The organism is Nocardia sp. GCM10030253 (assembly GCF_042675075.1).
Lineage (GTDB): Bacteria > Actinomycetota > Actinomycetes > Mycobacteriales > Mycobacteriaceae > Nocardia.
The window spans coordinates 454,455-468,227 of sequence record NZ_JBHTDL010000012.1 but is presented as its reverse complement, the minus strand read 5'-3'; the positions used below and the strand labels follow the sequence as shown (position 1 = coordinate 468,227).

The 13,773-nt window shown below is 67.3% G+C and carries 11 protein-coding genes; 5 read left to right on the top strand and 6 right to left on the bottom strand.

Annotated features, from left to right (window positions below; genetic code table 11):
* Positions 1–15 precede the first annotated feature (15 nt).
* Positions 16–1,473 (top strand): DUF4185 domain-containing protein, encoded by a 1,458-nt coding sequence (locus ACFQZZ_RS28490; RefSeq protein ID WP_378686866.1) that lies wholly within the window; start codon positions 16–18, stop codon positions 1,471–1,473.
* Positions 1,474–1,531: 58 nt separating this feature from the next.
* Here ACFQZZ_RS28490 and ACFQZZ_RS28485 read toward each other — a convergent pair whose 3' ends face one another.
* Positions 1,532–2,599, bottom strand: a complete 1,068-nt coding sequence (locus tag ACFQZZ_RS28485; RefSeq protein ID WP_378686865.1) for a fused (3R)-hydroxyacyl-ACP dehydratase subunits HadA/HadB — start codon at positions 2,597–2,599, stop codon at positions 1,532–1,534.
* 77 nt (positions 2,600–2,676) lie between these two features.
* Entirely contained in the window at positions 2,677–4,854 is a 2,178-nt protein-coding gene (locus ACFQZZ_RS28480) for a hypothetical protein (RefSeq protein ID WP_378686863.1), read from the bottom strand.
* A 159-nt stretch (positions 4,855–5,013) separates the two neighbouring features.
* Here ACFQZZ_RS28480 and ACFQZZ_RS28475 point away from each other — a divergent pair, with 159 nt between their 5' ends.
* A complete protein-coding gene (locus ACFQZZ_RS28475) occupies positions 5,014–5,463 on the top strand; it encodes a DUF3151 domain-containing protein (protein ID WP_378686862.1) in 450 nt (149 codons plus the stop codon).
* Between the two features lie 106 nt (positions 5,464–5,569).
* Complete coding sequence (locus tag ACFQZZ_RS28470) at positions 5,570–6,673, top strand: aromatic acid exporter family protein (RefSeq protein ID WP_378687153.1); 1,104 nt, start codon at positions 5,570–5,572, stop codon at positions 6,671–6,673.
* A gap of 323 nt (positions 6,674–6,996) precedes the next feature.
* Here ACFQZZ_RS28470 and ACFQZZ_RS28465 read toward each other — a convergent pair whose 3' ends face one another.
* Together ACFQZZ_RS28465 and ACFQZZ_RS28460 are read right to left on the bottom strand one after the other, a co-directional pair.
* Positions 6,997–7,785: a site-2 protease family protein gene (locus tag ACFQZZ_RS28465; RefSeq protein WP_378686861.1), complete on the bottom strand. Its 789-nt coding sequence runs from the start codon at positions 7,783–7,785 to the stop codon at positions 6,997–6,999.
* Positions 7,782–8,444: a hypothetical protein gene (locus ACFQZZ_RS28460; RefSeq protein ID WP_378686859.1), complete on the bottom strand. Its 663-nt coding sequence runs from the start codon at positions 8,442–8,444 to the stop codon at positions 7,782–7,784. Before ACFQZZ_RS28460 ends, ACFQZZ_RS28465 begins: the two co-directional genes overlap by 4 nt.
* 284 nt (positions 8,445–8,728) lie before the next feature.
* Between ACFQZZ_RS28460 and ACFQZZ_RS28455 the strand changes: the two genes are divergently transcribed.
* Complete coding sequence (locus tag ACFQZZ_RS28455; protein ID WP_378686857.1) at positions 8,729–10,018, top strand: adenylosuccinate synthase; 1,290 nt, start codon at positions 8,729–8,731, stop codon at positions 10,016–10,018.
* Positions 10,019–10,156: 138 nt separating this feature from the next.
* A complete protein-coding gene (locus ACFQZZ_RS28450; protein ID WP_378686855.1) occupies positions 10,157–12,760 on the top strand; it encodes a LuxR C-terminal-related transcriptional regulator in 2,604 nt (867 codons plus the stop codon).
* Positions 12,761–12,817: 57 nt separating this feature from the next.
* Here the strand turns inward: ACFQZZ_RS28450 and ACFQZZ_RS28445 are convergent, their stop codons facing one another.
* Positions 12,818–13,390: a methylated-DNA--[protein]-cysteine S-methyltransferase gene (locus tag ACFQZZ_RS28445; protein ID WP_378686853.1), complete on the bottom strand. Its 573-nt coding sequence runs from the start codon at positions 13,388–13,390 to the stop codon at positions 12,818–12,820.
* Positions 13,387–13,737, bottom strand: coding sequence for a hypothetical protein (locus ACFQZZ_RS28440; protein ID WP_378686852.1), 351 nt, complete (start codon positions 13,735–13,737; stop codon positions 13,387–13,389). The genes ACFQZZ_RS28445 and ACFQZZ_RS28440 overlap by 4 nt, the downstream gene beginning before the upstream one ends.
* Between the last annotated feature and the right edge of the window lie 36 nt (positions 13,738–13,773).

Below are 13,773 nucleotides of genomic sequence, written 5' to 3'. Positions count from 1 at the left end.
GTCGAGGGGTTGGCTATGGCGGGGCGACTAGTGGCCGTGCTCGGTGCCGTCGTTTTCTGGTCAGGGGCGTTGGTCTGCGCCGAGCGGCCTGCCGTCGCGGTGCCCGCGGACAGTGCGGTGGGGGCCGGTCCGTGCGCGAGTGATCCGGTGGCGAAGCATGAGTCGCTGGTGCCGAAGACACTCGACGTGCCCATACCGTATCCGGTGCTGACCGTGCTTCCGCCACAGCCACCCGTATCGGAGCCGACACGGATCACGATGGAGCTGCCACCCGATCCGTGCGTCAATCCGTGTCCGGATCTCACCGACGGGCCGGTGCCGCCGCCGAGTCTGGCCAGTCGGCTGGGGATTCCGGAAGTTCTATTGAGCCCCAAGCCTTTCTACTTCGGGATTCCCGGACCAGGACCGGATCCGGGTACGGTGCCGCCGCCGCCCGCGCGGGTCGATCCGCCGACCGAACCCGCCGCGCAGTCACCGGCGCGCCGTGCCCCGCGCGTCGGTGCGGTGCGCGAGGTGGCCAAGCAGACCGGCGCGAATTCGGTCAACCGCACCGATAAGCGGTGGCAGGTGGACGGGACCGACCTCGGCATCATGTGGGAAAGCGCGCCGGGGGAGATCGCGACCGTCTTCGGTGACACCGTCGGGCGCGGCTTCCACCCTCCGGGCGGCATGGGCACCGACTGGCGCAGCAATGTGCTGGCCTTCAGCACCGATCGTGATCTCTCCGACGGGATGACCTACGACCGGATGGTGACCGACGATCGTTGCCACGCCGCGGAAGTGCTGTCCAGCCGCAAGCTCGACAATATCGAGGTGACCACGATTCCGACCTCCGGATTCGCGATCGGTGACCGGCAGTACCTCAGCTACATGGCGATTCGCACCTGGAACAGCATTCCTGGCACCTTCTTCACCAACTACGGCGGCATCGCCTACTCCGACGACCACGGCCAAACCTGGACCAAGGACCCGCACGCGCGCTGGGACAACATCTTCGGCCTCGCGAATTTCCAAGTCAGCGCGATGGTTCCGAACGGCGATTACGTCTATATGTTCGGCACCCCCAACACTCGGCTTGCCGCTGTCGGCCTGGCCAGGGTGCCGAAGGATCAGATCCTCAACACCACCGCCTATCAGTACTGGCGGGACGGACATTGGACGCCGACCGGCGGATTCGCCGCCGCGACTCCGATTGTCGACGCGCCGGCCGGTGAGTTGTCGGTCCGCTTCGACAGCGCCCGAAACGTCTGGCAGATGAGCTATCTCGACACGGCCAAGGCGGCTATCGTTGTCCGCGAGTCGGATTCACCACAGGGCGTGTGGTCCGAGGGGACGCCGACGGTGTCGGTCTTGAATTACCCAGAGCTCTACGGTGGATTCATCCACCCCTGGTCCTCGGGCTCTGACCTGTACCTCAACATCTCGACCTGGAATGACTACAACGTCTACCTGATGCACGCGACGGTGGACTGAGCCGCGCGACAACCCCTCGTTGCCGCCCGGTAGTCCATGAGCCGAGAAGTCCGGTGTCTCAGGCGAAACGGATCTCGGCGATGGCCCGACCGAAGAGCTTGCGCCCGTCCGAGGTACCCGCCATCATGACCGTCGCGATCCGTCGGGACGGATCCAACGACTTGATCTTGCCGGTGAATTCGATCGTGCTCGGCGCGTCGGTCGCCACCGGGACGAAACCGGAGAACCGCACGCTGAACTTCTCGATCGCGGTCGGATCGCCGACCCACGAGGTCAGGTAGCCGGAGGCAAGGCCCATGGTCAGCATCCCGTGCGCCACCACGGTCGGCAGTCCGGCCAGCGTCGCGGCCTGCTCGCTGAAGTGAATCGGGTTGGGATCACCCGAGACTCCCGCGTAGTTGGCCAGGTCGCCGCGGGTCACCTCGGCGGTACCGGCCGGGAGCTGTTCGCCGACCGACAGCCGGTCGAAGTCGGGCAGGCTGTGCACGAGCGGGTTCGGCTGCGGCAGTCGCGCCGATCCCGCGGCGTCGGCGTCGGTGTCGACGGCGACGAGCGCGCCCGCGGCTGCCGCGGCCTGGGCCGACGGGCGGGGGTGCATCATGATGTTCTCGACCGTGTCGGCGATATTCGCGTCGACCTCGGCGCCGCGGCGGGCGACGATCGTCGTCGAACCGGTCTGCACGACCGCACCGCGCTGGTCGGTCAGCGAGAAGCCGACCAGGATGAAATCGTTGTCGCCGAACTGCCGGATCGATTCGATCACGACCTCGGTGGTGAGCTGGTCGCCCGCGAGAATCGGCCGGACGATCTCGAAGACCTGATCGGTCTGCAGGATCTGGGACAGGTCATAGTCGGTGAGCACCGAATCCAGCAGCGCCCGCGTCGCGGTGATGCCGATGACCGAGGAGAAGGTCGGCGGCGCGATGATGCCCTCGTACCCGAGCTTGCGCGCATCGGGTTCGCGCAGATGTGCACCGTGCTGAGCTTGCACGGCGCGCGCGAACTCGCGGACCTTCTCCCGGCCTACTACGTAGTGGTCGCGGCTCCGGAATCGTCGTCCAGCCAGCGTCGGTGTCTGCACCACAGCATCCGATTCCGGCTGTGCGATTGTCTGTTCCGTGCTCATGATCCGGGCCATGCTACTGGTGAACCGGTCCGTTGACCAGGTGGATGTGACGCTCGCTACCTTATAATGCTGACCTGCTATTGCGTCGCGGTCGGCGGATCGCAGACCTTCCAGCCGTCATCGGTGTGTTCCAGATCGAAGGTCCGTGCCGATCGCTTCGACGGGTCCGCCTCGGTGTAGACGGTGGCCTGCGCGATCGCGGTATTGTCGGTGATCCGGATCGCGTCGACGCTGTCCACCACTGGAATGTTCTTGCGCTCCACCGACAATTGGTGCACGCCCGCGAACTGATCCGTTGGGATGTTCTTATAGAACTCGTGCAGCGGACCGCACGTGGAGTTGCGCAGCGTCGTCAGGTCGCCGGTCTGCAGCGCTCGGGTGTAATCGGTGATCGCGCCGCGGACCTTGGCCTCGGGCGAGTTGTCGGAACCGCCGATGAGCACCACCGCCGACGTGACGAGCGCCACGACGACCAGTGCCGCCGCGGCGAGTACCGCGGCAAGCCAGCGCTTCGAGCGCCCCGCCGATTCCCGCGGTTCGGCAGCCGCTGGAGTTTGGCTGGGTGGCGCGATGCGCTGCGGTTGGGCGATCTGCCGCGGCTGCGGTGGGCGCGGGGCCGCGGGCGGGCCCGACAGCGACTGCGCGGGGCTGGTCGCCTGCATGTCCGCAGGCGACGGCGCCGAGTTGACCTGTCGCGGTTTGGCGGGCGGACGTTGCGGCGACGGCCGGGTCTGCTCGGTCAGCGGCGTACCTGGTCCGTTCTGCGGCGGTGCGGAAGGACCTTGTGGTGCGGGCTGTTTCGGGCCGGGCGCGGGTCGAGGGGTGTTCGGCGGCCTGGTGATCGGTGCCGGACGGGCCGACGGCGAGACGACCCGATCGGTGCCGGGTTTGGTGCCGGCACCGGGGGTCCGCATCCTCTCGGTCGCGTCCCGATCAGCGGGCTTCTGGATGGGTATCGCCGTGGTTTTGGCGTCGTCGACCGGGTTCGGGACCACCCGCATCGCGACGGTCTCCGCGTCAGCGCCCGCGATATTCGGCTGCTCGTCGGGAGCGGCGTCCCGCGGTTTTTCGGGCGCGGGGGTCGCGGTCGGCAGTGAGACGGTCTTCGCGTCGGGGCTCGCGAGATCCGGGTCGGCGGCGGACGCCGCAGCGTCCTTCGCGGGTTCGGCCGCGGGACTCGCTCTTCGCATCACCACGGTCGCCGCGCTGGAATCGGCTGGTTCACTCGCGGCGGACGTGCGCTCCGCGTCGGGTGACTCGGCATCGGACCCGGATCGGTTCGCTGGGGCGTCGCGCCTGATCACGGCGGTTTCCGCGTCGGGTCCCGTGGCTTGCGCGGTCGCGGACGTGCCGGGTGCCGTCCGATTCGGTGGATTGTCGCGGCGGATGACGGTGGTTCGGGCATCAGCCGCCGCAGCGGCGGATGCGGCACTGCCTGCCGCGCCACCGGAAGCTGCGGCGTCGGAGGTGGATGTCACCTCAGCCGACTCGGTACCGTTTGCGGTCGCAGCGGAAGCCGTTGCGCCGGAAGCGGATTGAATGGTATTGCCGGGAACCGTCGCCGCGTCGGCTGCCGCTGTGTCCGCGTCGTCTGCGGCGGGAGTCGCTGTGCCGGAAGCGGATTCGCTCGCGGCGTTGCCGGACTTGATCGGTGTCGCCTCCGGAGCGGATCCGGGTTTCGCGTCGGCAGGCTTACCGGTGGTCGATTCGCTCGTGGTGTTGCCGGACTTGATGGGGGTCGTTTCCGGAGCGGATCCGGGTTTCGCGTCGGCAGAAGATTCGTTCGTGGTGTTGCCGGGTTTGATGGGAGTTGTTTCGGCAGCGGATCCCGGGTTCGCGTCGACGGGTTTGCCTGCGGCCGACGGGATAGGTGTGGTTTCTGGAGTGGTGTCAGCAGGCGTGCCGGATGCGGTCGATGTCGGGGCGTCGGATCGGCCGGATGTCGCGGCGGTCGGCACGGACGGTGTCGTCGCGCCGGAGGGGACACTGGCACCGACGTCGGCGGGTTTGTCGGATGCCGCGGCGGCAGCGCCCGGCGTTGCTCCGGAAGCCGATGGCGCTGCGTCGCCCGACTGTTTCTCGGCGGCTGCGGTGGAAAGGGGTTGGGTGGGCGCCGCGGCGGGTGCGCCGCTCTGCGCGGTATCCGAGGCGGATGTCCGTTCCGCGGGCGCGGCCTGGCGCGCGTCGTTCGCGGCCTGGTCGGCGGCACCGGCGCTACCTTGCGCCGGGTTCTTCTCGTCGTTCGGGTCGGACAACTGATACCCCTCGCTCGAGCAAACATTTGAAACTCGACGGCCAGCCTAATAGGCACAGCCGGACGTAGTCCGTCTTTACCTGTCCGGTCGCCGCTTCTGCCCGTCGGTGGTGATTCCCCCGACGCCGCGGTTCTCCTTGCCGGGTGCACAATGATCCGCATGACCTCGTTCGGTGACCTGCTCGGACCGCAACCGGTACTTCTACCCGAAAACTCCGAAGCGGAGGAGGCCTTGCTCGACAAGGTCGACCCCGTACAGGTCGCGGCCGCGCACCCCGCGGCCTCGATCGCCTGGGCTTATCTCGCGGAGGCCGCGCTGGCCCGCGGTGGCAGCGATGGCGCGGAGGCGGTGGTCAACCACGATATCGTCGCCGCCTACGCTTTCGCCCGCACCGGATACCACCGCGGGCTCGATCTCTTGCGCCGCAATGGGTGGAAGGGTTTCGGGCCGGTGCCGTGGAGCCACGAACCCAACCAGGGCTTCCTGCGTTGCGTCGGCGCGCTCGCCAAGGCGGCGCGCGCGATCGGCGAGACCGAGGAATATGCCCGCTGCCTGGATCTGCTGGAGGATTGTGACCCCCGTGCCGCATCCGAGCTCGGCCTCAACTGAGCCATAGTTGATCGCAGCATCGCGTAGCGATTCGATGAGGGGTGGTGGTCGGGTGACGGGTGGGCTCGACCTGAACTCCCGCGTGGATGTCGCGCGGACGAGCAGTATGGACCGGCTGCGCAAGTCCTGGCGGCGGTTGCGCCTGTCCGCCCTTCCGATCGTCCAGTGCGCCGTCGGCGCCGCGCTTGCCTGGTTCATCGCGCACAACATCGTCGGCCACGCACTGCCGTTCTTCGCGCCGACCGCGGCCGTGGTGTCGATCGGCATCTCCTTCGGCGCCCGGCTGCGCAGGTCGGTGGAACTGGTGGTCGGCGTCGCGATCGGCATCGGCATCGGCGATCTGTTCATCACCCGGGCGGGCACCGGGGTGTGGCAGATCGCCTTGGTGGTCGCTGTCGCCATGGCGGCCACGGTCTTCCTCGACGGTGGCTCGATCATCTCGATGCAGGCCGCCAGTTCCGCCGTGCTGGTCGCCACGCTGTTGCCGCCCTCGGCGGGTGGCGGCTTCTCCCGCATGCTCGATGCGTTGATCGGCGGGCTGGTCGGCGTGGTTGTTGTCGCATCGATCCCGTTGCATCCGGTGCGCAGGGCACGCGAGCAGGCCGCGGAAGTCCTTGCGGTGATGGGCAGGTCGCTCACCGGCTGCGCGGACGGTCTGCTCGAGCAGGACCAGGACAAGATCCGTGTGGCACTGGACGCGGCCCGCGCGACGCAGCCGCAGATCGATGGCTTGCGGTCGACGCTGGAAGGCGGCAGGGAGATCAGCAGGATCTCTCCGCTGTACTGGAATTCGCGCGACCGCCTCGAGCGCATCCGGGCTACCGCCGACCCGCTGGACAATGCGATCCGCAACACCAGGGTGCTGTTGCGCCGTTCGCTCACGCTGGTGCAGGACGACGAGATCCTCGATCCGCGGCTGATCGACGTGGTCGAACGGCTTGCGGATGCCGTCGACGTGGTGCGCAGGATGATGCTCGCCGATCCAGGCGATCAGCCCGACCAGGCCGAGGCGTCTCGGGTGCTGCGCTCGGTCGCCAAGAGCGCGCGCCCGGAACTCGTTGAGGGCGCTGGGCTTTCGGCGCACGTAGTGTTCGCGCAGGTGCGTTCCATGGTGGTCGACCTCATGCAGGTGTGCGGTATGCAGCGCATTTCCGCCATGGCGCTGCTGCCGCCGACGGTGCCGCATCCGCACGTGCCGCCGGAGGAATGACCCGACTACTCAGCGGATTTCGGACATTCGATCGAGCTGCGAGCATGTCGCCGCCGTTGCGGCTGTCCGGATGCTGACCTTGGGGTAGTCCGCTACTCGTGTCCCCGCGCCGAACCGGCCATAGCTTGTAGTGGTAGCCGCAGTGCGAGGGGTATTGCGGTGAGTCACTTCGCAGGACGGTGCACGCTCAATCGGCCATATTGGTGTGGTGGCCGGGCGGGTCGGGCGGTCGCGGTCGGCGGAGATCGGTCGCCCGGTCCTGATATTCGGACCGGGCGACCTGCGCGTTCAGTCGCCGATGCCGAGTCAGGCCCAGAAGCGGGTCAGGCCCAGAAGCGGGTCAGGAAGCTGCCGTAGCGCGACCAGTTGGACGGCACGCCGGACAAGTCGTACAGCGCGTAGACCGTGTCGAAGAACACGCTGTTGATGGCAGGCGTGAACAGCAGCGCGAACAGGATCAACATGCCGAACGGCTTGAACTGATCGAGCGAGCGTCGAGTCTGATAGCTCAGCGACGGCTCGAGCACCCCGTAGCCGTCGAGGCCGGGGATCGGCAAGATGTTCAAAAGCGCTGCGGTGACTTGCAAGAACGCCAGGAAGCTGAGTCCGAACCAGAACGCGGGGTGGGAGTCCGAGCTTCCGAGCAGCCGGACGATCACCAGCAACACGATCGCGCACACCGCGTTCACCGCGGGCCCCGCGCCGCTGATGAGCCGCTGGGTGCGCGGGCTGAAGTTGTGTGCGTGCACGTAGACCGCGCCACCGGGCAGGCCGATGCCGCCGAGCGCGATGAACACCATCGGCAGCACGATCGACAGCAGTGGGTGGCTGTACTTGAGCGGATTCAGCGTGAGGTAGCCACGCAGCTCGACCTCGTTGTCGCCAGCCCGCCATGCGGTGAAGGCGTGCGCGAACTCGTGCAGGCAGAGCGTGATGATCCAGCCGAACACCACCAACACGAACACGCCGACCTTCGCCATGGTCGAATCGAGCTCGGCGTTCCAGGCCAGTACGCCGCCGACGGCCGTGAGCGCGACGACGAGCAGGAAGATCGGGCTCGGTCGGACGGCGCCGAGGCCGGAGCGCCGGTTCTTCGGGAACGGGAGATTCATCGGACCAGCAGCCAGGGTTCGTGATGCCGATAGAACGTCGAGCGCGGCACGACGCGGTCGTTGGCGATGCCGTCGCGGGTCACCACCGCACCCGGGGTGCCGAGCTGCGCGGCGCGGCCCTCGACCCAGCGGCGCTTACGCATGATGCTCCTCTGGGCGGAGGCGCGAACGCCGGGCATCTCCAGCATCGGGGAGATCTGCATGGCGGTCACCTTGCCGGAGAACAGCAGGGTGTCGTCCACATAGGCCTCGCCTTCCAGCTTTTCGCCGCCGGGGCCGGTGATTGTCGCGCGGCCGATGAGCACGGTGCCGGTGTCGTCGCGGATGAGTGGTGTCTCCGTGGCGCGGCCCTCCAGCGCCCGTTTGGCCGCGGCATTGCCGGTACCGGTCTGGTAGGCGCGGGAACCGTAGGTCTTGTCGACTGGCACGTAACCGATCTCGACATGCAACCGTTCGGTCCGCATCAGGTGAGTCAGCACCGCGGCGAGCGCGGCGTCCGTGCCGAGCACGATCAGCCGGGGCAGGCTGTCGGCGGCGAGCACGGGCAGCAGCTCATCGATGTGGCCGGTATCCGGAATGGCAGAGGTGGGGGAGTTCGGTAACGACGCGAGGGCAATTGGTACCGGTGCGCCGTCGCAACGGAGAACATGGGTACTCAAACTGCCGTACACCCTCCTCGATCCGGCCGACGCTCGTCGGTGTCCGCGGACCCCCTGCTGGTCCGCTTCGGTGTCACCATAGCCGCGCTCGGCTCCGGTCACACGGTTGCCAAGCCTACGGGCTGAACCGGTTCGCTGCCGCTGCTGATGCTTCGGCTAGACTGTGCTTCCGGCCACCGCCTCGATACGGCAGGTAGCTGCAACACTGGGCTTAACCCGCCCCGCCGACTCCGTCGGCTGCCATCCCCCGGGGTGTTGCGCGTCGAACCGTAGGAGACGAGACAATGCCGGCAATCGTCCTGATCGGCGCCCAATGGGGCGACGAGGGTAAGGGCAAAGCAACCGATCTGCTCGGTGGCAGGTTGCAATGGGTGGTCCGCTACCAAGGCGGCAATAACGCCGGCCATACCGTGGTACTGCCCAACGGTGACAAGTTCGCGCTGCACCTGATCCCCTCCGGCATCCTCACCCCTGGCGTGACCAACGTCATCGGCAACGGCGTCGTGGTCGATCCCGGCGTGCTGCTCGCGGAGCTGGCCGGACTGGAGGAGCGCGGCGTCGATACCTCGGGTCTGCTGCTCTCGGCCGATGCGCACCTGATCATGCCGTACCACGTGGCCATCGATAAGGTCACCGAGCGCTTCCTCGGCAACAAGAAAATCGGCACAACCGGTCGTGGTATCGGCCCGTGCTACCAGGACAAAGTCGCCCGTGTCGGCGTCCGAGTCGCCGATGTGCTCGACGAGAAGATCCTCACCCAGAAGGTCGAAGCGGCCCTGGAGTTCAAGAACCAGGTTCTTGTGAAGATCTACAACCGCCGCGCGCTGGATCCGCAGCAGGTTGTCGACGAGGTGCTGGAGAAGGCCGAGAGCTTCAAACACCGCATCGCCGACACCCGATTGCAGCTGAATCTGGCCCTGGAGCGCGGCGAGACCGTGCTGCTCGAGGGTTCGCAGGGCACCCTGCTCGACGTGGACCACGGCACCTACCCGTACGTGACCTCGTCCAACCCGACCTCGGGCGGCGCGGCCGTCGGCGCGGGCGTCGGGCCCAACAAAATCAATACGGTGCTCGGCATCCTCAAGTGCTACACCACCCGCGTCGGCTCGGGCCCGTTCCCGACCGAGCTGTTCGACAACTACGGTGAATTCCTGGCCAAGCAGGGCGGCGAGGTCGGCGTGACCACCGGCCGGGCCCGGCGTTGCGGCTGGTTCGACGCGGTCATCGCCCGCTACGCCACCCGGGTCAACGGCGTCACCGACTACTTCCTCACCAAGCTCGACGTGCTCTCCAGCCTGGACACGGTGCCGATCTGTGTCGCCTACGAGATCGACGGCGAGCGGGTCGAGCAGATGCCGACCACCCAGACCGAATTCCATCATGCCAAGCCGATTTACGAAGAAATGCCCGGCTGGTGGGAAGACATCTCGCAGGCCAAAACTTTCGAAGAACTGCCCGCCAACGCACAGGCCTACGTGCTGCGGCTGGAGCAGCTCTCCGGTGCACGTATTTCGTGCATCGGTGTCGGTCCAGGCCGTGACCAGACCATTGTCCGGCACGACGTGCTCGCTTAGAAGTGCCTTCGGGCCAATCGCGGCTGTGGGCGGACTTTGTCCGGCTGCGCCCCCTAGGGGCCAAAACCGTCTGAATTGCTGTGGCAGTTCATCGTTCGTTGGCTTAGATCATGATCGGTGAAGAACTACAGTTAGAGCATGGCTCGGAATTGGCCGATGATCGAGCGCGAGACCGAGTTCGAGGCGATCCGCGCAGCGCTCAGTGGCACTCAATATGTCGGCACGGTGCTCACCGGCGACGCCGGAGTGGGCAAGACGACTCTGGCGAGACAGGCGACGGCCGCCATCGGCGGCAATATCCGGTGGGTTGCGGGCACCGAATCGGCCCGCAGCATCCCGCTGGGCGTCTTCGCGCACATGGTCGGGGTGTACACAGCCCATGATCCGGTGACGTTCATGTCCGCGGCGCGCGAAGCGCTGCTCGCGGACGGGCACACCATCATCGGTGTCGACGACGCGCACCTGCTCGACCAACTGTCGGCCACGCTGCTGCTGCAGCTGGCCATCGATAAGGCCGCCCACATCGTGGCCACGGTGCGTAGCGGAGTGCAGGTTCCCGACGCGGTCACCTCGCTGTGGAAAGACGGTCACCTGCTGCGCATCGACCTGAATCCGTTCACCCAGCGGCAGAGCGTCGACCTGGTGGAGTCGATGCTCGGCGGACAGCTCGAGGGCTTCACCGCCAACCTCATGTGGGAGTCGTCCGGCGGAAATGCGCTGTTCCTCAGGCATTTGGTGGAGGGCGCCCTGGAGGCGGGCACGCTGCGCCAGGTCAACGGCGTGTGGCAGCTGCGCGGGCGCGCGGCGGTCACCTCGGAATTGGCCGCGCTGCTGGAGGACCGGGTCGAGCAACTGCCCGAGCCGGTGCTGCGGGTGCTCGAGCTACTCACCTTCTGTGAACCGATCGACCTCGACGTGCTTGCCGAGCTGGCAGGCGAGGAAGCCGTGGAGGCCGCCGAAAACCGTGGTGTGATCAGGGTTGTCGAGAATTCACACCAGTTGATCGTGCGCTACAACCACCCGCTTTTCGGTGAGGTGATCCGGCGCAGGCTCGGTATCGCCTCGGCCCGGCGGCTGCGTGGACGGCTGTATTCCTCGCTCAAGGAGCGCCGGATCAACTCGGCGGCCGACCGCATCCGACTGGCCGAATTGGCGTTGGACAGCGACAAATCCGCTGATCTCGAGCTGTTCGAGGCGGCCGCCGCGGACGCGATCGGGCTGGCGAACCTGCCGCTCGGTGAGCGTTTCGCCAGGGCGGCGGTGGAACGTCAGGGCGGCGTCGAGGCGGCGGATCTGCTCGCGCGCGCACTGCTCTGGCAGGGCCACCGCATCGAGGCCGAACGCACCCTGGCCACTTTCGACCCCGATCAACTCAACGAAGTGCAGCTGGCGCGCTGGGGTAGTACCCGGGTCTCGAATCTGTTGTGGGCCATGGGCGATGCCGATCGCGCCGACGAGGTGCTCGCGTCGATCCGTGCCAGGGCGAAGCATCCGAAGATCGTGGCGACGCTCACCGGGCTTGCCTCGGCATGCGCGGTCAACGAGAACCGACTCGACGATGCGTTCTCCGAGGCCGAATCCGTGATGTCGGCCGAAGGATCGCCCCCGTGGGCGGTGTGGTGGGCATCGTTCGGCGGTGGACTGGCACTGGCCCTGATGGGCAAAGGTGACGCCGCTCGGCAATATGCGGCCCGCGGGCATCAGGTGGAATCCCACATCGATGGGCTCAACCGATTCATTTCGACGCACGCCGAGGTGCTCGCACTGACCTACACCGGCGATCTGGAAGCTGCCCGGCGTTGCGCCGCGGCATATTTCGGCTACTCCGCGCCCGGTCAGTATCTGGCGTGGGGCATGTCCAAGATCCTGCAGGGCACCGTCGACGTGGCCAAAGGTCAATTCGTGGACGGGATCGAGCATCTGGAGCAAGCGCTGGCCGCGCTCGCCATGGAGGGTGCGGCGGCCTGGATGATCCCCGCGAGAATCCGCTTGGCGGAAGCATATTCGGCGCTCGGGCGCACCGCCGAGGCCGCCGATACCATTGCCGAGGCCACCGCGCGCGGTGGCAGGCACAGCGCGGTATACGACCCGCAGCTGGAGATCGCCAAGGCCTGTATGGCCGCCGCCGAAGGCACCGTCACCCCGGCCATCCGCCTGGCGATGGGCGCGGCCGACGCCGCGGCCCGCTCGCACCAGCACGCCATCGAGGCAATGGCATTGCATGTGGCCGCCCGCTTCGGCGATCACTCGGTCGCGGGCAGGCTCGCCGATCTCGCGGCCAAGATCGACGGCGGCCTGGTACAGGCCCAAGCCAGGCACGCGGTCGCGCTCGCCGCCCACGACGGTCAGGGACTCGATGCGGCTTCGACCGAATTCGAGCAGATCGGCGCGCTGCTTTCGGCCGCCGACGCCGCCGCCCAAGCCGCCTCCGCGCACGAACGCGCGGGCGACCGCCGCCGACTGCTGGAGTCCGCCGCGGCGGCAAACCGACTGGCGGTCGCCTGCGGTGGGGCGAGCACCCCGGCTTTGCGCCAAGCTGCCCAGCCGCTGCCGCTGACCGCTCGGGAACGGGAAATTGCGAATCTCGTTGCGGCAGGGCTGTCCAACCGGCAAATCGCCGACCGCCTCACCGTCTCGGTTCGCACCGTGGAAGGCCATCTCTATCGCGCCTGCATCAAGATGGACGTCACCGACCGGGAGTCACTCGGTGCGTTGATGCGAGGGGAGTCGTCCTCCGGCTGACCCGCCGCGATGGCGGTGCCGTCGGCCGAGGTGACAGTCTCTATGGTCGGTGGGGATTCAGAACAGGGTCGGCTCGCCGAAGCCAGGGGTGCGTTCGATCTCCAGCAGATGCTGCTTGGTGGTGATCCCGCCGGGGGCCGAGAAACCGGTCAGCGCATTGTCGGCGGCCAGCACGCGGTGGCAGGGGATGATGAGCGGAATCGGGTTGCGGCCAAGGGCTTGTCCGACGGCCTGGGCCGCGCCGGGGGCATTGATGCGGTCGGCCACCTGTCCATAGGTGAGGGTGTGGCCCGGGTCGATGGCGCGGGTCACCTCATACACGGCGCGATGAAAGCTGGGAATCGTGCTGGTGTCCAAGGGGATCCAGCGCAGGTCGTCGAGTCCGCCGTCGAGATGGGCGCGAATGCCTGCGATCGCTTCGGCGATCGGGCCGGTCGGTGTTTGCTCGAGAATCTCCGCGCTGTCGGCAATGCCGCTGCGGCGCCGGGTGATGCGTGCTCGGGTTGCCGCCGGACTCGACTCCGGCAGTTGGAACCGGATGACGGCGCCCTCGCTCCAGGCGATCGCGCATATCCCGATCGCGGTGTCGAAGAGCGCCGCCCCGGTGGACGCGCGAGCGGATTCACTCATCCCGCCAGTGTGCCTCCCGCGGCCGACAAGTTTCCGCAGCCAAGTCCAGTTTTGCGCAACTGGACTGGACCGGCCGCACGGGTCGGACCGGATTCCGCTCGCTGCGAGGTAACAGGTGGCAGGGTGGCGCCGCGCAGGTCAGGATCCGGCACGTCGCTGCGCCCGTAGATCGCCGCGAGATCCGAGTATCTGCGCTGGTCTTCGTAGTAGGTCAGCGAGCGGTCGGCCAGTAGGCCCGGCGCGTGGAAGCGTTCGAGCCGAAAGATCTCCTCCGACCGCTTCGGCGCATAGTGATGCACGAGGTAAGTCAAAAATGCGATGGCGAGCACCGTCACGATTGCGGTCATAACGGACAGCGTGCGCCGACTGGCCTTGCCAACAAA

Coding starts and splice junctions, on each gene's coding strand:
- ACFQZZ_RS28490 (WP_378686866.1), top strand. CDS start 16: ATGGCGGGGCGACTAGTGGCCGTGCTCGGTGCCGTCGTTTTCTGGTCA.
- ACFQZZ_RS28485 (WP_378686865.1), bottom strand. CDS start 2,599: ATGAGCACGGAACAGACAATCGCACAGCCGGAATCGGATGCTGTGGTG.
- ACFQZZ_RS28475 (WP_378686862.1), top strand. CDS start 5,014: ATGACCTCGTTCGGTGACCTGCTCGGACCGCAACCGGTACTTCTACCC.
- ACFQZZ_RS28470 (WP_378687153.1), top strand. CDS start 5,570: ATGGACCGGCTGCGCAAGTCCTGGCGGCGGTTGCGCCTGTCCGCCCTT.
- ACFQZZ_RS28465 (WP_378686861.1), bottom strand. CDS start 7,785: ATGAATCTCCCGTTCCCGAAGAACCGGCGCTCCGGCCTCGGCGCCGTC.
- ACFQZZ_RS28455 (WP_378686857.1), top strand. CDS start 8,729: ATGCCGGCAATCGTCCTGATCGGCGCCCAATGGGGCGACGAGGGTAAG.
- ACFQZZ_RS28450 (WP_378686855.1), top strand. CDS start 10,157: ATGGCTCGGAATTGGCCGATGATCGAGCGCGAGACCGAGTTCGAGGCG.
- ACFQZZ_RS28445 (WP_378686853.1), bottom strand. CDS start 13,390: ATGAGTGAATCCGCTCGCGCGTCCACCGGGGCGGCGCTCTTCGACACC.
- ACFQZZ_RS28440 (WP_378686852.1), bottom strand. CDS start 13,737: ATGACCGCAATCGTGACGGTGCTCGCCATCGCATTTTTGACTTACCTC.